The following is a 17,778-nucleotide window of genomic DNA, read 5'->3' as shown; positions in this document are numbered from 1 at the left end:
CAGTACCGAGTTCCAGAATGCCGCACGCGGGAGGATTGTTCAACAATCTAGTGCGAATGACCCTCGAACTCCTCGGCCTCCAGGACCCGCGGAAGCGTGTTGACGGGGATGAGCACCACGTCGCGAATCTTCCAGTCCAGGGCCAGTAGCTGTTTGCGGGCGGCGTCCAGGCGATCGGGAGTCGCGACGTCCGGGGTGCGGGGAACCACGAATCCCTCGACCTGGAACACCTGACCCTCGTCGCGTACGCGTGCGGCGCCCACGCGCGCCCACTCCAGCTGTCGGAGGAAGGCGTCCACGTCCGCGTTGAGCGGGTGAGGCTTCTTGTTGTCCACGGTGGTGGGACGGGCATCCGCGAGCCCGGCCACGGCCGCACGGAGGTTGGTAATCCCATCCTTGAGGATGGACACGGCGATCACGATGGCCGCTACGGCGTCCGCCCACCACCACCCCAGGCCGATCCCGATCACACCCGCGGTGGCCGCGGCGGAGGTCATCCAATCCGCCTTGTTCATGTCCGCGTCCGCGAAGAGCACCTTGTTGTGCAAGGGCGTCGCGAGTTTCAACTTCATGCGCCCCAGGATCACCGGCGGGATGCCCGTGACAACCAGGACCCCGATCATCAACCAGCCGAGCCACACCGTGGTGCCGAACAGCTGGATCCCGCCGATGGACGGGTGCTCCGCCGTGATGAGTTTGCTGCCCGAGTCGACGATCAGATATGTCCCCATGACCAGCAGCGCGGTGGCCGAGACCAGGTGGGCCATCCCCACGGAGCGGTGATGGCCGAAGGGGTGCTTCGCGGTGGCCGGGCGGCGTGTGATCCGTACGCCGACCAGGAACGCAATGGGCGGGATGAAGGACAACAGGTCCTCGACCCATGCCGTCTTCATGGCCTGCGAGTTCCCCAGCACGAGGAACACGAGGATCACCGTGACCGCGAGGGTCCCGATGGTGAGCCATTCCAGGCGCACGGCCCGGGTGAGCGCTCGGGTGATCTCCGGCGGAAGTTGCTCGTCGTCCACCGGGTGGTGTTGCGCGCTCATGACCTGCCTCCATGGTCGGCGAGGAATGCTTCGAGGTCCATGAGGAATGCGTTCTCCCCGTTGCGTACCGCCATGACGTGTTTCCGGGTGTCGCCGAACTCGTCGGTGGATTCGGCGTAACCGCGGGTGATGCCCACCTCCGTGTCCCATGGGCTGTCCTCTGTGAGTCCACCGATGACCAGGTCCAGGTGGCCGTTCTTCAGCTGCTTGACCAGATCCTCCTCGCCACCGGGAGTCCAGGTGACGTGAGCATTCACGGTCTCGGCGTACTGCCGCACGAGATCCACTTCGGTGCCCGTGGGTGGGTTGGGTCCGAGATCCGTCTCCGGAGGACTGTGCGAGACACCCACACGGAGTTCCCCGTCGGTCACGTGCTCGAGTGTCCCGTGCGGGTCCGTGGGATAGTGACCCGAACACCCGGTCAGCGCAAGAAACAGGACCAGGAGAGCGATCAGCCGCCCGATGGATGATCTCATGACACCACTGTAGGCCCGGGTGCCGTTCGCCACACCCGGATATTTTCCCTGGAATAAATCTCCGCGGCGGCGCATTATATAGGTAGTTCAAATTTGAAAGACCTACGGAACGGAGCTGCGGCACTCGCGCTGCGGCGTCGTCGACCACAAGCCAAGGAGGCCGACATGCAACTCGGCATCTTCACCATCGGGGACGTGACCCAGGACCCCACCACCGGCAAGACCCCCACCGAGAACGAGCGGATCAAGGCCACCGTGGCCATCGCTCGCAAGGCGGAGGAGGTGGGCATGGACGTGTTCGCCATGGGCCAGCACCACAACCCGCCGTTCGTGGCGCCTGCGAACCCGCCGATCCTCATGGCCCACCTGGCGGCGCAGACCGAGAAGATCCAGCTGGGCACCGCCACCACGCTGATCACCACGACGGACCCCGTGCGCATCGCGGAGGACTACTCGTACGTCCAGCACCTCGCGGACGGGCGCGTGGATCTCACGCTGGGTCGCGGCAACACCGGGCCCGTGTACCCGTGGTTCGGCAAGGACATCCGGCAGGGCATCCCGCTGGCCGTGGAGAACTACCAGCTGCTGTACCGGCTGTGGCGCGAGCAGAGCGTGAACTACTCCGGTCGCTTCCGCACGCCCCTGCAGGGCTTCACAGCCACGCCGCGCCCGCTGGACGACGTCCCGCCGTTCGTGTGGCACGGTTCCATCCGCTCTCCGGAGATCCCGGAGCAGGCCGCGTTCTACGGTGACGGGTTCTTCCACAACAACATCTTCTGGAACAAGGAGCACACCGAGCGCATGGTGGACTTCTACCGTCAGCGCTACGAGTACTACGGCCATGGCTCCTACGATCAGGCGATCGTGGGTCTGGGTGGTCAGGTGTTCATGGCCAAGAACTCGCAGGACGCCATCCGCACGTTCCGCCCCTACTTCGACAACGCGCCGGTCTACGGTCACGGGCCGTCTTTGGAGGACTTCACCGAGCAGACCCCGCTGACCGTGGGGTCCCCGCAGCAGGTCATCGAGCGCACCCTGGCCTTCCGTCAGTACGCGGGCGACTACCAGCGCCAGCTGTTCCTGGTGGACCACGCCGGCCTGCCGCTCAAGACCGTCCTCGAGCAGATGGACATCCTGGGCGAGGAGGTCGTCCCGGTGCTGCGCAAGGAGTTCGACGCCGCTCGCCCGGCCCACGTGCCCGAGGCCCCCACCCACGAGTCCCTCGTGGCGCGCCACGCCGCGGGCAAGGACCCGATCCCCGGCGGTGGCCCGGATTCGCAGGCCGCGAAGGATCGCGCACAGCAGGCGGAGGCCGCGCAGCGCGACCACGAGAACGCCAAGTAAGTTCACGTACCACGTCAGAGAGAAGGACACCATGACCGATCGGTTGACCCTCGCGGTGGTGACCGCGGGACTGTCGGAGGACTCCACGACCACGCGCCTGGGCGAGGCGATCGCCCAGGCCGCGAGCACCACGGTCGAGAACGCCGGGCAGCACGTGCACATCAAGGTGATCCAGCTGCGAGATCTGGCCCACGGGCTGACCGACATGATGATCACCCATGTGGCCTCGCGCGCCGTGCAGGACGCGATCGACACCGTGCTCACCTCGGACGGCCTGATCGCCGCGTCGCCCACGTACAAGGCGTCCTACTCGGGGCTGTTCAAGCAGTTCTTCGACGTGATCGACGAGTCCGCGCTCGAGAACCTGCCCACCGTGGTCGCCGCTACGGGCGGGTCCCCGCGGCACTCGCTCGTGCTGGACACCGCCATGCGGCCGCTGCTGAGCTACCTCAAGGCCCTCGTGCTGCCCCTGGGCATCTACGCGGCGTCCGAGGACTGGGGTCACAACGACCTGCAGCGCCGGATCGATCGCGTGGGCGCCTCGCTCGGCGCCATGCTGCTCGCGGGTTCGCGGGGCAGTGCCGGTTCCACGGACGGCGCCTCCCATGGCGACGCCGCTCGGCCGGGTCTGCGCCGCGAGGTCAAGGACGAGTTCAGTGACGTCCCCGACTTCGCGAGCCTGCTGGCCTCGGTGGGATCGTGAGCGACACGGCCACCAGCGCCGTTGCTTTGTCCAAGGCTGCGCCGTCCGGGTCCGCGCACGTCGAGACCGCGCACGTCGAGACCGCGCCGTCCGAGTCCGTGACGGGTTCGGACGGCGCGGACACCACCGGCGCGGCATGCATCGGTGACGCGGAATCCCTCGATGATGCGGCGCGTGCGGGTATCTCGGACGCGTCCCGGCAGGACTGGGACGCGTGGCAGGTCTACTTCGAGACCACCGCGCTGCTCACCGCCCGAATCGAGGAGCGGCTCAAGCAGCACGGTTGCTCGCTCATGGACTACCAGTTGCTCCTGCTGCTCTACAGCGCGCCCGAGCACCGGATGCGCATGGGTGAGCTGGCGCACCGCCTGATCTTCTCACCGTCGCGGTTGAGCTACCAGATCGGTGTGCTGGGCAAGCGCGGCTGGGTGGAACGCCGCCGCGTGGAGTGCGACGGCCGCGGCTTCGAGGCGGTGCTCACAGCCGAGGGCCTGCGCGCCTTCCGCGAACTGCGCCCCGCCCACGCGCGGGACGTCCAGGAGCTCTTCTTCTCCGCACTCCAGGACGACGACGCCGCTCGACTGGCCGACCTCATGCGCCGGGTGGGTGGGCTGCTGGGTTAGTCCCGGCCACCTCGGGATCGCCCTGGTGGCGGCCGTGATCCCGAAGTCGCCCATGAAGGATGCCGCCCCGCTGTGCAGGAGTTGATCCTGCTATGCAGTGGGGCGGCATCACGCCGTTCCGGGGTCAGGAGCCGAACGTCCTGCGCCCGGCCCGTTCGACGAAGATCCGGGGGACCACCGTGGCGGCAAAGTCCCCCGTGTTCCGGATCCGCGCGCGATGGGATGCCATGGGATCGCGGCGGACACAGCGGTGGCTCTCGTGGCCGATCGCGGGCCAGTTGGAGGTGGCCATGGTGCTCCTTGATGGAACTGCTGATCCTGATTGTCTCAGCAGGAGTCTTATTGAGACAATCCATCGATCCGGTCTCAATAAGCGGCGCTGGCAGACTGGATTCATGACGGCTTCACCCAGAACCCTGCCCCTGCGCGGTCGAACGGCGCTGGTCACCGGGGTGTCACGACGCCGCGGCATCGGCTTCGCCGTTGCCCGCACCTTCGCGCGGCTGGGCGCGAGTGTATTCATCCACCACTACGGCCCGCACGACGAGGACCAGCCATGGGGCGCGGACGATCTGAGCGACGTCGTGAACGCATTGCGGGCCGAACTCACCGGGGGTGCGCGGCTGGGGGAGATGAGCGCGGATCTGCGGGACCCCGGACGGATCCGACCGCTCATCGATGCCGCGAGCGAGCTCACCGGGTCGCTGGACATCCTCGTGTGCAACCACGCCAGGAGCGGTGGGGACGGCTCCATCCTGGACATGACCCCCGAGGCGCTGGACGCGTTCTGGCAGACCAACACCCGCTCCACGCTGCTGCTGACCCGGGCGTTCGCGCTCCTCAAGGCCGACGCCCCGACCGCTCCGGCGCGGCCGGGAGAACGCATCCGGGGCGACCGCGAGCGGAGGTTCACCGCACCGACGGCGCATGGATCGTCGGCCAGGTCCTCACTTCGGACGGTGGGTTCTACCTGGCGTGAGCCCGGTGGGGGCGGGGCTTCGCCCCGGATATTCATGAATCGAGTAATGGACGTCTTCGGTCCGTCGCGTGGCACGCTGCTGCTTGCCGGGGATCCACGGCGACAGGTGACAGCGCAGGAAGAGAACCATGACCAACACGACCCGGACTGCGGCGTCGTCCGCGGAGAACGCGACGAACGTGACGGACGCGCAGAACGAGAACGGCGCGGAGACCGCCGAGAACCTGGCCACGATCGATGGCGCGAACACCCAGTCCGGGCTCCCCGGCGGCGTCGTCCACGAGTTGCCCGCGGACGTCGCCGAAGCGCTCGCGCTGGACCCCGTGACCGCCGAGCTGTGGCGCGGACTCACTCCGCTCGGGCGCAACGAGTTCGTGTGCTGGGTGGAGGATGCCCAGAAGCCGGAGACCCGGCAGCGGCGGATCCGGCGCACCGAGGAGGAAATGCACGAGGGCAAGCGCCGCCCGTGCTGCTGGCCCGGGTGCAAACATCGGGAGCGCACCGGTCGCTGAGACCCGATGCACCCCCTGGCGTGAAACCACGGCCGACGTGGTACAACGGTCGGCGCGGTACTACGGCCTGCTCGGCACTACAACCGCAGCGAGCCCGCGCCACCGGAGGCCGGCCCCTTGCCGGAAGCCGGTGTGGTCGGGGCGCTCGCCGGGCACGTGGCACGGAAGCCCGCGATGAGCGCGGCGTTCATGGCCGCATCCGGGTCCGGACCCTCCTCCACGTAGGAGCGGCCCGTGTAGGCCAGGGCCATCCGTCGGGAGGCGTCCCGTGTGGTGAAGGACACCGCACGGCAGGAGGTAGCGGCCTCGGACCAGCGTGGACTCCTGGAGCCGTGACTGCTGCATCTTGGCGGGCTTGAACACCCGGTCCCGCACGAGGTCCTGGATGCGCGACCCCGTGGCGGCCTCTAGCAACATGGACAGCACCACGTACCCGACGTTGGAGTAGGACCAGCCGGTCCCGGGCTCGAACTCCCACGGCAGCCTGCGGCTGAGTTCCACAAGTTCCTGCTCGGGGTGGTACGGGACCACCGCGGCCTCCAGGTCCTGCACGGTCCACGTGTACCACTCCCGGTCCGGGAGCAAGGAGTAGATCCCGTCCGGCATGCCCGAGGTGTGGTTCATCAGTTGCGCCACGGTCACGCCGCCGTGGCCCGGGTAGAGCCCCGGGGTGACCTGGTCGATGGTCGTGCGCAGAGTTCATTGCCCCGCCTCGATGCGCTGCATCACGAGCACCGCGATCATCGCCTTGGTGATCGAGGCGATCCGTGCGCGGTCCTGGGGCCGGGCGCTGTCCTTCTGCAGGTGCCGCTTGCCGGCGGCGCTCAGATAGGTCCCGCCCGGGCCCACGACCGAGGTGGTCATGCCCACGGCGCCGTCGCGCACGAGGTTGGCCAGGGCGGCGTCGATCCCGGCGGTGTTGAACGCGGTCTTCGACGGCGCTGCCGCGGCACCGGTCGTGAACGCCGGGGTGGCGAGCGCCGTGGCGGCGCGACCGAGTTTGTCCGCGAGCCAGCCGAAGACGGGGGAAAGGGCATACATCCCCGCCACGTGCAGGGAGATGGTCAGCCCCACCACGGACAGCGTGGCCCCGTGGGTCGTGAGGTGCACGGGCGTCATGGACATGAGACCCACCATCACCGCGTGGGACAGGGCCACCACGAGCACCGCGCGCCGAGCCGCGGGGACGGTGCGCAACAGGGTAAACCCGCCGGCCGGGCTGGGTGTGGAGGCCACCGATTCACCGCGGGACAGGGCGACCTTGAGCGGGTCCGGGCGCAATCCGATGAAGTACACGATGGCCCCCAGCACCTGGGCACACAGTGCGATCACGAACCCGCCGGTGAACTGGGGCAGCCCCAGCGCCCGCCCCTGCGACCGCCACGAGGGCGCCGGTGGTCAGGGAGATCCGCCGACCACGACGTTGCGCCAACCGCGCCAGGGGGATGGCCAGAATGGCGGCACCCAGGGTGTTCATGGTGGCCGCCAACCCGGACACCGCACTGCTCCCGGAGACCTCCGTGACGAGCAGGGCACCCAACGCGAGGGTCGCACCCGTTCCCAGCCCACCCAGGATCTGGCCCAGCGCCAGCACGGTCAGCACTTTGCGCTGGAACTCTGGCCCGGGGTCGGGTGTCTGCGCGGTGGAGGCCGTGGAGGTTTCGGTCATGCACGCATCATGACGGACGAACGCACCGGCGCACCATCATCACCGGCTTGCGTCCCGCTCTCAGTCGCCGCGCGGGCGGGTCAGTTCCGCCTGCCGGTGCGCCTTCACCGGCTCGGGGGTGGTGCGGTTGTCCTCGCGGGTCTGTTTCGTCTGCTCATCGCCGCCCACGACCTCGTCCACGTCATTGAGCAATGCTTCGAAGCCCTGCTGGGCCACGAGGACCTTGTCGTTCTTGGTGGCGCCCGGCCCGAGCGCCGTGTTGTCCATGCCGGCGTTGGAGTGGAAGTCGCTGTCCGTGGCACCGGGTAAGAGCGCCGTGACCGTCACGCCGGTGTCACGCAACTCTTCGCGCAATGATTCCGCGAAGGAGAAACCGAATGCCTTGGAGGGGCCGTAGACGGTCTCGTAGGGAGTGGGCGTCGTGGCGGAGGTGGAGGACACGATGAGGATGCGCCCGTGGCCGTTGGGGACCATGTGCTGCACGACGCGCTTGGCCATGTGCACCGTGCCCTTGACGTTGATGTCGATGAGCCGGAACTCGTCCTGGAGGTCGGTGTCCATGAACGCTCCGCCCAGTCCGATACCGACGTTCAGGGCCGCGGCATCCAGGGGACGACCCAGCTCGGCCACGAAGTTCCAGAAGTCCTCGACACCGTCGTAGGTGGCGGCGTCCGCCTGGAACGGGTAGGCCTGTGCGCCGAGCTCCTCGATGCTCCTGGCCGCCTCATGGACGCGGTCACTCGAACCGGACAGAGCGACGTCGTAGCCGTGCCGGGCGAACTGCTTGGCCAGTTCGAACCCGATGCCGGAGGAACCACCGGTGACCATGGCAAGGGGGCGTTGATCGGACATGAGGATTTCCTTCCACACCGGGAGCGCCGCGCGAACGGGTGAGGATCGCGGAGCCGGGGCCCATGACGGATGCCGCTGACACGTGACGGTTGGACCAGTGTGCATCACCGATGCAGTGACCACAACGCCGTGACCGCTTGCTAGGGTGACGCATATCACTCAGGGGACTTGCGGGGTGTCCGTGCCCATGTCAGGAGCCGCCATGAGCCACCCCGTGAACATCAACCCCGTGCGAGGTCTGCTCTACCAGGCGCGCTACAGCCCCGAGCACCCCGCGGTGATCTACGAGGACGAGACGGTGGACTACGCCCACTTCACCGAGAGCGTGCGGCGTCTCGCGGGCGCGTTCGCGCGTTCCGGGGTGGGCGCCGGGGACCGGGTCGCCTCACTGGGGTTGAACTCCGAGGTCTTCCTGCGCACCATGTTCGCCGCGTGGTGGCTCGGCGTGGTTTTCGAGCCCCTGAACTTCCGACTCGCCCCGCGCGAGGTCGCGGGCCTGCACACCCGATCGACCCCCGCGGTGACCATCGTGGAGCCCGGTCACGTCCCCGTCCTGGAGGCGGCGCTGCCGCTCGCGGAGGGTTACGAGGGCGGCAGCGTCGTCATGGACACGGACCCCGCCGTGCCCTGGATCCCGGACGGTTCGCGGGGCGGGGAGGCTTCGGGGGGCGACGGCGCTGCTGTTCCACATCGGTGCATTGAACTCGTTCACCGTGCGCGCGCTTGTGCGGGGCAACACGACCCTGGTGCGCAGGACATTCGTGCCCTCGCAAGTGCTCGCGGACATCGAGCACTACGGGGTGGACACCACGTTCCTGGTCCCCGCCAGCTGGGCCGTTCGCTGCCCGGTGTCCAGGCGGTCCCCTAGGCTGGGGGCATGCAGCACCACGGTGACATCTCGTTCCGCACCCGCAAATGGGTCAAGCCGGAAGACCTCAACGCCAACGGCACCCTGTTCGGGGGATCGCTGCTGCGCTGGATCGACGAGGAAGCGGCGATCTACGCGATCGTGCAATTGGGTAATCAGCGGGCGGTCACCAAGTACATGTCCGAGATCGAGTTCGTCTCCTCCGCGGTGCAGGGGGACATCATCGAGATGGGCCTCACTGCCACTACGTTCGGACGCACCTCGTTGACCATGCGGGCGCAGGTGCGCAACATGATCACCCGCGAGTTGATCCTGAGCATCGACAAGATCGTGTTCGTGAACCTCGGGGAGGACGGCAAGCCCGCCCCGCACGGGTACACGCAGATCACGTACGACCGCGACAGGATTCCCAGCATGTCGCTCCCCGCCCACAACAGCCCCAGGAGGTCGCAGTCGTGAAGCAGCTCACCGCCCAGAGGATCACCCCGTCGTGGATGTACCACGGTGAGGGGCCGTGCTGGAGCAAGGAATGGAACGGGCTGGCCTGGGTGGACATGCTCGCCGGGGACGTCATGACGTTCACCCCGGCCGACCAGCCGCGCCGCCAGCACGTGGACGCCGTGGCCGCGTGTGTGCGTCCGCGCCGTTCGGGTGGGCAGATCATCGCGGTGGAACGGGGAGTGGTCCTGACCGATCCCACGGGCGCAGTGGAGCGGGAGATCCCCATGTGGGGGGACCCCGAGATCCGCATGAACGAGGGCGGTGTGGCCCCCGACGGCTCCTTCTACGTGGGGTCCATGGCGTACGAGCAGACCGAGGGCGCGGCCACGCTGTACCGGGTCGCGCCGGATCTGTCGTGGCAGCCCGTCCTCGAGAACGTGAGCATCTCCAACGGGATCGCGTGGTCCCCGGACGGCACCCTCGCGTACTACAACGACACCCCCACCCACGAGGTCTCGGTCTTCGACTGGAGCCCCGAGGCCGGCCTGCAGAACCGCCGCACGTTCGTCGCGCCCGTCCTGGACGACCACGCCGCCGCGGCCGCCACGGACCCGGAGGAGAGTTACGAACCGGGCCGCGTCTCGGTGAGCCCGGACGGGTTGACCGTGGACTCCGAGGGCGCGGTGTGGGTCGCCCTCTACGGCGCGGGGCAGGTCCACCGCTACCTCCCGGACGGGGCCCTGGACACCGTCGTCGCCGTGGGCGCCACGCAAACCACCGCGTGCACGCTGGGTGGTGAGGACCTGCGCACGCTGTACATCACGACGTCGCGCGAGGGCCTCCCGGGCGACGTCCAGCCCACCGCCGGTTCCCTCTACTCGGTGCGCGTGTCCGTCCCGGGCCAGGTCACGCAGGCCTTCGGGGGCTGAGCGCGTCGTCGGGCCGGCTCCCGGACCGGCGCGGCCCGCGGACGTGGTCGCCGCACCGCGGCGGCCTCGCCGCACGGTTACCATCACCGCAGGAGGCCAGATGAGTACCGCACCTGGGGTGAGCGGCGACGCCGTCACCACAGCCATCCGCCTGTTGGCCGCGCAGGGTTACGACGCCACCACCGTGGACCAGCTCGCGCACGCCACGGGGGTCAGTCGCGCCACGTTCTTCCGCAAGTACGGGTCCAAGGAGGACATCGTGTTCGCGGATCACGCGTCCAACCTGGAGCGGCTGGAGCAGTTGCTCAACCGCCCGCACCTCACCGCCCAGGCGGGGGTGAGTGAGGGCGTGCAGCTCGTGTTCCGGTACAACCTGGACCACGCGGACCGTGCGCTCGCACGACACCGACTGCTGCAGCGGGTCGAGGCGTTGCGGGACCGGGAGCTCGCCACGTCCCACCGGTACGAGCGGGTGTTCCGGGAGTTCCTGCGCCGCGTCCTGCCAGACGGCCCCGACCGGCGGGTCACGGCGATCTCGTTGGCCTCCGCCATCGTCGCCGTGCACAACGCCTACCTGCGCACGTGGTTGCACGATCCCCAGGCCGCGGACGGCGAGCGGCTGGCCGCGGGACTCAATCGGCGCATCGCGTGGTTGTGCACCCTTTTCGGGCTCTCGTTCGTTCCCGGGCGCCCGGTTCAGCAACTTCGCTCCGCGGACGACGGTGCGGGCCCGGCGCCCGTGGTCGTCATCGTCCCCGAGGGGGTCGACGCGCGGGACGTCGCCGAGCGGACGGCGCGCTCGGTGTACGAGGCCCTGGCCCCGGGTGGCACGCAGCTCGCGCGGGATGCCCAGCCCGGTGGGGAGCAGGACGCCTCCGAGGGCGGCGGGTTCGCCGGGGCGCGACTCTCCGACGAGGTGCGTGTCCCCGCGGCGGATCAGTCCGCGCGTCGCTCAGACACGAGCACGGCGTAGACGAGTTCGTCGCGCCACTCGCCCAACTGGTAGTGGCTCTCCCGCAGGGTCGCCTCCTGGCGCATGCCCACGCGCTCGCAGACCTTCGCGGACGCCACGTTGAGACTGTCCAGGCGCGCGAAGACGCGGTGCGCGCCGAGGTGCTCGAACGCGGCGTCGACGGCGGTGCGCGCGGCCTCCGCGGCGTACCCCTTGCCCGTGTGGTCCGGGTGCAGCGCCCAGCCGATCTCCACCTGCGCGGACTCCGCGTCCACGAGGGTCAGCACGATCTCGCCCACGAGGTCGTCGGAGTCGTGAGGGGAGATCGCGACCCGCAGGCTGTCGCCGTCGGAGGACCAGGATCCGGGTTCGCGATTGGCCTCGACCGTTCTGATCACGTGGTCCATGTCGCGGGGTTCGCGCCATGCATGCATGGCGTAGTCCTCGCGGGACTGGTAGGAGTGCATGGGCTCGATGTCGGCATCGGTGGGCCAGCGGAAGCGCAAGCGGTCCGAGTGCAGCGGCAGCTGGAGAGTCACCGGATCAGCGTATCCAGGACGTATCGGGCATCCGGGGGCCGGGTGACACTGAATGTCTTGACGTGAGACGCAGTCTCACGTCAGACTGTTCTCGCGATACTGTGGGCCACACCACCTTTCGCCCAGACACAGGAGCCAAGCGTGAGCGAACAGACCTTCCCGTCCACCGTGACCATCGACGTGACCCGTCCCGTCCTGCCCGGGCGGGAACGACCGATCGCCCTGGTGTCCCTGGGCTCTACGGAGCCCAACGGGCTCGTGATCTGGGGTTCGGAGGCCATGCGGGAGTTGCGCCGGGAGCTCTCGGCCATTGACACCTCGCAAGTCGAGGCCGTGGTGGTCACGGGCAACGAGAAGTCGTTCGGTGCAGGGGCCAATCTCAAGGAGATCCGCGCCGCACAGTTCGACGGGGGTTCGGAGGACTACGTCGGCTCCGGGCACGAGGCCTTCGGCGTCCTGGCGGAGATGCCCGTTCCCACGTTCTCGCTCATCACGGGGGTGGCCCTCGGCGGCGGTCTGGAACTCGCGCTGCACACCGACTACCGCTTGGCCACGTCCGGCAAGGCACCCATGGGTCTGCCCGAGTGCCGGCTGGGCTTCTTTCCGGGCTGGGGCGGCGTCTACCTGCTGCCGCACCTGGTGGGCGCTGAGGCGGCACTGAACATCATCGTTACGGACTCCATGCGCGGGCGGAACCTCAAGCCCGCCAAGGCCGCGGAGATCGGTCTCGTGGACACCGTCCTGGATGCTGCCCCCGGTACGGACGAGTGGGAGACGGCGTGGCAACGCTGGGTCGTGGAGGCACTCGAGGGCAAGCACGAACCGCGCCGCGCCGACGACGACGAACAGACCTGGCAGGCCGCCGTGGACAAGGCTGCCGCCAAGGCCCACGCCGCGTGGCACGGTGCCGCTCCCGGCCCGGTGGCCGCGATCGACCTCGTGGGCCGTGCGCGCACGGACACCCGCCAGGCCAACGGTGCCGCCGCGGTCCAGCTCTTCAGCTCGATCGTGCAGTCCGACGCCGCCCGCGCGTCCCTGTACGCGTTCGAGCTCGTGAGCGCGCGCAGCAAGCAGGCCGCCAACGTCCCGGACGCCCCCGTCCGCGAGATCAAGAAGGCCGCCGTGATCGGCGCGGGCCTCATGGCGGGCCAGCTGGCGTCCCTCATCGCCCAGGGCGCGCGCATCCCGGTGGTCATGACCGACCTCGACGACGAGCGCCTGGCCGCCGGTGTGCAGCGCACCCGGGACCGCTTCGCGGCCCAGGCGGAGAAGGGCCGGATGACCCCGGAGCAGGCCGAGCAGCTCGGCTCGCTCATCACGGGCGCCCGGAGCCCGGAGGACCTCGCGGACGCGGACTTCGTGATCGAGGCCGTGTTCGAGGAGCTGGACGTCAAGCGCCAGGTCTTCGCCCAGTGGGAACCGGTCATCAAGGAGGACGCGATTCTCGCGACCAACACCTCCTCCCTCTCCATCACCGCTATGGGCCGGGACCTGCAGCACCCGGAGCGACTCGTGGGCTTCCACGTGTTCAACCCCGTGGAGGTCACCCCCCTGCTCGAGATCGTGGCGGGCGAGAAGACCGACGACTCCACCCTGGCCACCGCGTTCGACCTCGCGGCCAAGCTGCGTCGCATCGCCGTGCGCGTGGAGGACGCCCCGAGCTTCGTGGTCAACCGCGTGCTCACGCGCATGTTCGACTCGATCGGCCGCGCCATGGACGCCGGGGGAGACCCCGAGACCGTGGACCACGCCCTGGACGCCATGGGGCTTCCCATGACCCCCCTGCAGCTGCTGGACTTCGTGGGCCCCGCCGTGCTGGTGCACATCACCCACACCATGAACGACGCCTACCCGCAGCGCTTCACGCTCTCCCCGTGGCTGGACGCCGTGGCGGACGCCGGTCTCAAGAACACCCTGCCGGCCCGCGGGGAGTCCTCCGAGACCTACCTGTCCGAGGGCGCCAACGAAGCCCTGGAGCGCACGCGGCGCGAGAACGGCGTCACGGCGCAGTCCGGCGACGGCGCCGGTGGCCAGCTGCTCACTCGCGTGCAGGACGCGCTCGCGGAGGAGATCGGCTACATGCTGGACGAGGGCGTGGTGGCCTCGGCCCGGGACATCGACCTCTGCATGATCCTCGGCGCCAACTACCCCTTCCACCTCGGTGGCATCACCCCGTACCTGGACCGCTGCGGCGCGGCCGAGCGCGTCCGCGGTGCCCGGTTCAACGCCGCCCAGCAGTAGCAGCTTCCAGCAAGGATCGAGGAGTCATCATGAGCAAGGACAGCACGGAGACCACTGGCATCACCATCGAGCACCCCGAGGGCTTCCCCACGGGCACGCTCGAGCCGCACTACGATCTCAACGAGCCCCTGGCCACGGACGAGGCCGGGATCTACGAGGGTGTCTCGGAACAGGACCGCGCCCACCAGCTGCGGGCCCGCACATTCGTGCAGGAGGAAGTCCTGCCCGTTATCGCGGAGTACTGGGACCGTGGCGAGTACAACCTGGACCTCGTGCGGCGCATGGGCGAGATGGACCTGTTGCGCGATGGAGTGGAGGTCCCCGGGATGTCCCCCATGTCCAAGATGGCTGCGGGCCTGGTGGCCATGGAGCTCTCCCGCGGGGACGGCTCCATCTCCACCGTGTCCGGTGTGCAGGGCGGGCTGGCCATGCGGTCCATCGCCCTGTGCGGCAGCGAGGAGCAGAAGCAGCGGTGGTTGCCGGACATGGCCACGGGCAACCTGCTCGGCGCGTTCGCGCTGACCGAGCCGGCGCACGGCTCGGACTCCATCGGGCTCGAGAGCCGGGCCACGCCGGTGGAGGGCGGCTACATCCTCAACGGCGCCAAGAAGTGGATCGGCAACGGCTCCATGGGCGGGATCACCGTGGTGTGGGCCCGCAGCGACGAGGACGGCGCGGTCCACGGCTTCGTGGTCCCCCAGGAGTCCGAGGGCTACACGGGCACCACCATGAAGGCCAAGCTCGCACTGCGCGCCATCCACCAGGCGGAGATCACGCTCGAGAACGTGTTCGTGCCCACCGAGAACGTGCTGCCCCACGCCAAGAACTTCCGCGACACCTCGGCCGTGCTGTTCGCCACCCGCATCGGGGTGGCGTGGGCCGCGGTGGGTCACGCCCAGGCGTGCTACGAGACCGCGGTGCACTATGCCATGCAGCGCCACCAGTTCGGGCGCCCGCTGGCGGCGTCGCAGATCGTGCAGGAGCGGCTCACCCGCATGCTCAGTGAGCTCACCCAGATCCAGACGCTGGTGATGGCCATGGCACGCAAGGAGGAGGCGGGCACACTGAGCGGGCCGCAGGCGTCCCTCGCCAAGTACACCGCCACCCGCACGGCCCGCCAGGTGGCCATGAACGCCCGCGACCTGCTGGGCGGCAACGGGATCCTCATGGAGAACCGGGTGGCACGGCACTTCGCGGACATCGAGGCCATCCACACGTACGAGGGCACGGAGACCGTCCAGGCCCTCATCATCGGCAAGTCCATCACAGGGATCTCCGCGTACAAGTAAGTCTCGCGGGGCGCACCCGGCCCGCCACCGATCCAGGAGCACCATGTTCGCGAACACCGAGCCGCTGACCCCCTTGCGCTTCCTGGAGCGCAGCGCGGAGGTCTTCCCCGACCGCCGCGCCGTGGTCCACGGTTCCCAGGAATGGAGCTACCGGCAGTTCGACCGGGACGTCCAGCGCTTCACCGCGGCGCTGCGTCCTCTGCTGGCGGACGCTCCTGCGGAGTCCTCCGGCGCAACCGGCGAGGGCGACCGTTCGAACGGTGCGCGCCGGGGCGCCGCGGAGGAGGACTTCCAGGGGGCCGAGTTCCTGGAACGGGAGTGGCCCACCGTCGCAGTGGTGGCCCCCAACGTGCCGGCGGCTCTGATGGCGCACTACGCCGTGCCCGCGGCGGGGGCCGTGCTGGTCCCCCTCAATCCACGGCTCAGCGCCCGGGAGCTGCAGTACATCCTCGAGCACTGCGGAGCCCGGGTGGTGCTCGCGGACGTCTCGGTGCTGGGCACGGTCGCGGAGGCGATGGGCGACCGCACCGGGGTCCGCGTCGTGCAGGTCCCCGACGAGCAGGCCGGGCTGCCGGCCGTCCGTGACGGCGCGGGCGCCGGAGTCCCCACGTTCGAGGAGTTCCTGGACGCCCCGGTGCGCCACGCAGGCAGCGCGGAGAAGACCGATGGCGGCGTCGTGCGCCGTGGCGTGGTGGACGAGAACGCTCCAATCACCCTGAACTACACGTCCGGGACCACCGGTCGGCCCAAGGGGGTGCTCTACTCGCACCGCGGCGCCTACCTCAACAGTCTGGGAGAGGTGTTCCACAACGGGTTCACCGGGGACACCCGCTACCTGTGGACCCTGCCCATGTTCCACTGCAACGGGTGGTGCACCACGTGGGCCGTGACCGCCGCGGGTGGCACGCACGTGTGTTTGCGGGCCGTGCGCGCGGACGAGATCTGGCGCGCGTTCGACGAGCAGGGCATCACCCACCTGTGCGGCGCGCCGGCCGTGTGCTCGATCATCGTGGACGCCTCGGAGGCCCACCCACTCGAACACACCATCAGGATCACGACCGCCGGGGCCCCGCCCGCGCCGAGCATCATCGAGCGGTTGGAGAGCGCGGGCTTCGACATCGTCCACGTGTACGGGCTCACCGAGGTCTTCGGCCCCATCACCATTTGCGAACCCCAGGAACAGTGGCGTGAGCTCTCGCCCCGGGAGCGAGCGCAGCAGATGTCCCGGCAGGGCGTGGCCATGATCCAGGCGGAATCCGCCCGCGTGGTGGACGACTCCCTCGAGGACGTGCCGGCGGACGGTACGACCGTGGGGGAGGTGGTGTTGCGGGGCAACAACGTGATGATCGGCTACTACAAGGACGTGCCCGCCACGCGGAAGGCATTCGAGGGCGGGTGGTTCCACACGGGTGACCTGGGGGTCATGCACCCCAACAACTACATCCAGCTGCGGGACCGCGCCAAGGACATCATCATCTCCGGTGGGGAAAACATCTCGTCCATCGAGGTGGAGCAGGCCCTCTACTCGCATCCGGACGTCGTGGACGTCGCCGTCGTGGGGGTAGCTCACGAGAAGTGGGGCGAACGCCCGGTCGCGCACGTGGTGCGGGTGAACGGGTCCACGGTCACGGAGGACGACCTGCGCGACCACGTCCGGGACCAGCTCAGCGGGTTCAAGGTGCCGGACTCGGTCGTGTTCAGTGACGAGCTGCCGCGCACGGCCACGGGCAAGGTGCGCAAGAACCTGCTGCGGGACTGAGGCAGCCACCCGGGTAACGCGATTGCGCGACCACGGCCACGTGATGGTGCGGCCGTTGTCTGCGGGCGCGGTTCCGATGCCCGACGCGGGACGGGCGACGACGCCGCGTGCGAACGCAGCCAGGGGGTGGCGGGCCCTCCCCAGGGCCGTTTTGCGCAGTCCCGCGAGCGTGTGTAATGTATTCCGAGTCGCCGCAAGGACGAACAGCGAACCGCTGGTCCGGCAGGTCGACGAGCTACCTCCCCCACCTTCCGAACGGCAACGGCGTGCGAACGCCGAGTTGCGAAGAAGACGGGGAATGGATAAGCTAGTCGAGTTGCCGCAAGGACAGCGAGAAGCGTTCCGAATCAACGGCAGCCAAAACTTCCAACTCATAGCTCTGAATAAGAGCTTAGGTGTGGTTTGTTGTTTGTCAACTCAATAGTGTGTCTAGTTTGTTGATACCAAAGTTTTTTGTTTTTGGTTGATGGCCTGATGGCCCCTGGGGTGTTTTCCCGTTTCCTGGGGGTGTTGGGTGTCAGCTGGGATCCTGCCCTGGTTCTGCTGCGCTGTTTGG

Annotated in this window: 17 protein-coding genes and 2 pseudogenes; 12 read left to right on the top strand and 7 right to left on the bottom strand. The window is 68.7% G+C overall.

Translation table 11 applies throughout. The annotated features are described in order from the left end of the window. Positions 1-47: 47 nt before the first annotated feature. Positions 48-1,046 (bottom strand): cation diffusion facilitator family transporter, encoded by a 999-nt coding sequence (locus A5728_RS07180; protein WP_064846395.1) that lies wholly within the window; start codon positions 1,044-1,046, stop codon positions 48-50. Continuing rightward, the gene (locus A5728_RS07175) at positions 1,043-1,522 is read right to left on the bottom strand and encodes a transporter substrate-binding domain-containing protein (RefSeq protein WP_064846406.1); all 480 of its coding nucleotides are present in this window, start codon (positions 1,520-1,522) and stop codon (positions 1,043-1,045) included. Before A5728_RS07175 ends, A5728_RS07180 begins: the two co-directional genes overlap by 4 nt. Positions 1,523-1,687: 165 nt before the next feature. Here A5728_RS07175 and A5728_RS07170 point away from each other — a divergent pair, with 165 nt between their 5' ends. Genes A5728_RS07170 through A5728_RS07160 form a run of 3 tightly spaced genes read left to right on the top strand, consistent with a single transcriptional unit; the run spans position 1,688 to position 4,192 of the window. Next, positions 1,688-2,866, top strand: a complete 1,179-nt coding sequence (locus tag A5728_RS07170) for an LLM class flavin-dependent oxidoreductase (RefSeq protein WP_064846394.1) — start codon at positions 1,688-1,690, stop codon at positions 2,864-2,866. 31 nt (positions 2,867-2,897) lie between these two features. Continuing rightward, on the top strand, positions 2,898-3,569 hold the full coding sequence (locus A5728_RS07165) for a CE1759 family FMN reductase (protein ID WP_064846393.1): 672 nt from the start codon (positions 2,898-2,900) through the stop codon (positions 3,567-3,569). Then, entirely contained in the window at positions 3,566-4,192 is a 627-nt protein-coding gene (locus tag A5728_RS07160) for a MarR family winged helix-turn-helix transcriptional regulator (protein ID WP_369795619.1), read from the top strand. The genes A5728_RS07165 and A5728_RS07160 overlap by 4 nt, the downstream gene beginning before the upstream one ends. A 124-nt stretch (positions 4,193-4,316) precedes the next feature. On the opposite strand, the gene A5728_RS14090 is transcribed toward A5728_RS07160, so the two are convergent. Next, positions 4,317-4,484: a hypothetical protein gene (locus A5728_RS14090; RefSeq protein ID WP_197493118.1), complete on the bottom strand. Its 168-nt coding sequence runs from the start codon at positions 4,482-4,484 to the stop codon at positions 4,317-4,319. On the opposite strand from A5728_RS14090, the pseudogene A5728_RS13555 reads away from it, so the two are divergent. Next, positions 4,420-5,016: pseudogene (locus A5728_RS13555) on the top strand (SDR family oxidoreductase); the annotation flags it as partial. The gene A5728_RS14090 and the pseudogene A5728_RS13555 overlap by 65 nt on opposite strands. Before the next feature lie 283 nt (positions 5,017-5,299). Beyond that, positions 5,300-5,683, top strand: a complete 384-nt coding sequence (locus A5728_RS07150) for a YdeI/OmpD-associated family protein (protein ID WP_231885553.1) — start codon at positions 5,300-5,302, stop codon at positions 5,681-5,683. Between the two features lie 60 nt (positions 5,684-5,743). Here the strand turns inward: A5728_RS07150 and A5728_RS07145 are convergent. From A5728_RS07145 to A5728_RS07135, 3 genes and pseudogenes are all read right to left on the bottom strand, one after another. After that, positions 5,744-6,979 (bottom strand): annotated as a pseudogene (locus A5728_RS07145) (serine hydrolase). After that, entirely contained in the window at positions 6,924-7,352 is a 429-nt protein-coding gene (locus tag A5728_RS15110; RefSeq protein ID WP_179861298.1) for a hypothetical protein, read from the bottom strand. The pseudogene A5728_RS07145 and the gene A5728_RS15110 overlap by 56 nt, the downstream one beginning before the upstream one ends. A gap of 60 nt (positions 7,353-7,412) precedes the next feature. Then, the gene (locus A5728_RS07135) at positions 7,413-8,204 is read right to left on the bottom strand and encodes an SDR family oxidoreductase (protein WP_179861299.1); all 792 of its coding nucleotides are present in this window, start codon (positions 8,202-8,204) and stop codon (positions 7,413-7,415) included. 202 nt (positions 8,205-8,406) lie between these two features. On the opposite strand from A5728_RS07135, the gene A5728_RS07130 reads away from it, so the two are divergent. The 4 genes from A5728_RS07130 to A5728_RS07115 all read left to right on the top strand — a co-directional run bounded on the left by A5728_RS07130 (position 8,407) and on the right by A5728_RS07115 (position 11,415). Beyond that, positions 8,407-9,072 (top strand): AMP-binding protein, encoded by a 666-nt coding sequence (locus tag A5728_RS07130; protein ID WP_064846389.1) that lies wholly within the window; start codon positions 8,407-8,409, stop codon positions 9,070-9,072. A 9-nt stretch (positions 9,073-9,081) separates the two neighbouring features. Then, a complete protein-coding gene (locus A5728_RS07125) occupies positions 9,082-9,531 on the top strand; it encodes an acyl-CoA thioesterase (protein WP_082943306.1) in 450 nt (149 codons plus the stop codon). Further along, the gene (locus A5728_RS07120; RefSeq protein WP_064846388.1) at positions 9,528-10,442 is read left to right on the top strand and encodes an SMP-30/gluconolactonase/LRE family protein; all 915 of its coding nucleotides are present in this window, start codon (positions 9,528-9,530) and stop codon (positions 10,440-10,442) included. Before A5728_RS07125 ends, A5728_RS07120 begins: the two co-directional genes overlap by 4 nt. A 100-nt stretch (positions 10,443-10,542) precedes the next feature. Then, positions 10,543-11,415 carry a TetR/AcrR family transcriptional regulator gene (locus A5728_RS07115; RefSeq protein ID WP_082943305.1) on the top strand — a complete coding sequence of 291 codons (873 nt, stop codon included), beginning with the start codon at positions 10,543-10,545 and terminating at the stop codon, positions 11,413-11,415. Here A5728_RS07115 and A5728_RS07110 read toward each other — a convergent pair. Beyond that, positions 11,379-11,933, bottom strand: coding sequence for a GNAT family N-acetyltransferase (locus A5728_RS07110; protein ID WP_064846386.1), 555 nt, complete (start codon positions 11,931-11,933; stop codon positions 11,379-11,381). The two genes, A5728_RS07115 and A5728_RS07110, sit on opposite strands and share 37 nt — an antisense overlap. Before the next feature lie 141 nt (positions 11,934-12,074). Here A5728_RS07110 and A5728_RS07105 point away from each other — a divergent pair, with 141 nt between their 5' ends. From A5728_RS07105 to A5728_RS07095, 3 genes are read left to right on the top strand one after another with little or no spacing between them, the layout of a single operon-like run. Further along, positions 12,075-14,174 (top strand): 3-hydroxyacyl-CoA dehydrogenase NAD-binding domain-containing protein, encoded by a 2,100-nt coding sequence (locus tag A5728_RS07105; protein ID WP_064846385.1) that lies wholly within the window; start codon positions 12,075-12,077, stop codon positions 14,172-14,174. A gap of 29 nt (positions 14,175-14,203) precedes the next feature. Then, positions 14,204-15,463, top strand: a complete 1,260-nt coding sequence (locus A5728_RS07100; RefSeq protein WP_064846384.1) for an acyl-CoA dehydrogenase family protein — start codon at positions 14,204-14,206, stop codon at positions 15,461-15,463. A gap of 43 nt (positions 15,464-15,506) precedes the next feature. Then, on the top strand, positions 15,507-17,222 hold the full coding sequence (locus A5728_RS07095) for an AMP-binding protein (RefSeq protein ID WP_064846383.1): 1,716 nt from the start codon (positions 15,507-15,509) through the stop codon (positions 17,220-17,222). Positions 17,223-17,778 lie beyond the last annotated feature (556 nt).

This window comes from Kocuria sp. ICS0012 (genome assembly GCF_001665945.1).
GTDB classification, from domain to species: domain Bacteria; phylum Actinomycetota; class Actinomycetes; order Actinomycetales; family Micrococcaceae; genus Kocuria; species Kocuria marina.
This window is presented reverse-complemented; position numbering and strand designations above follow the sequence as displayed.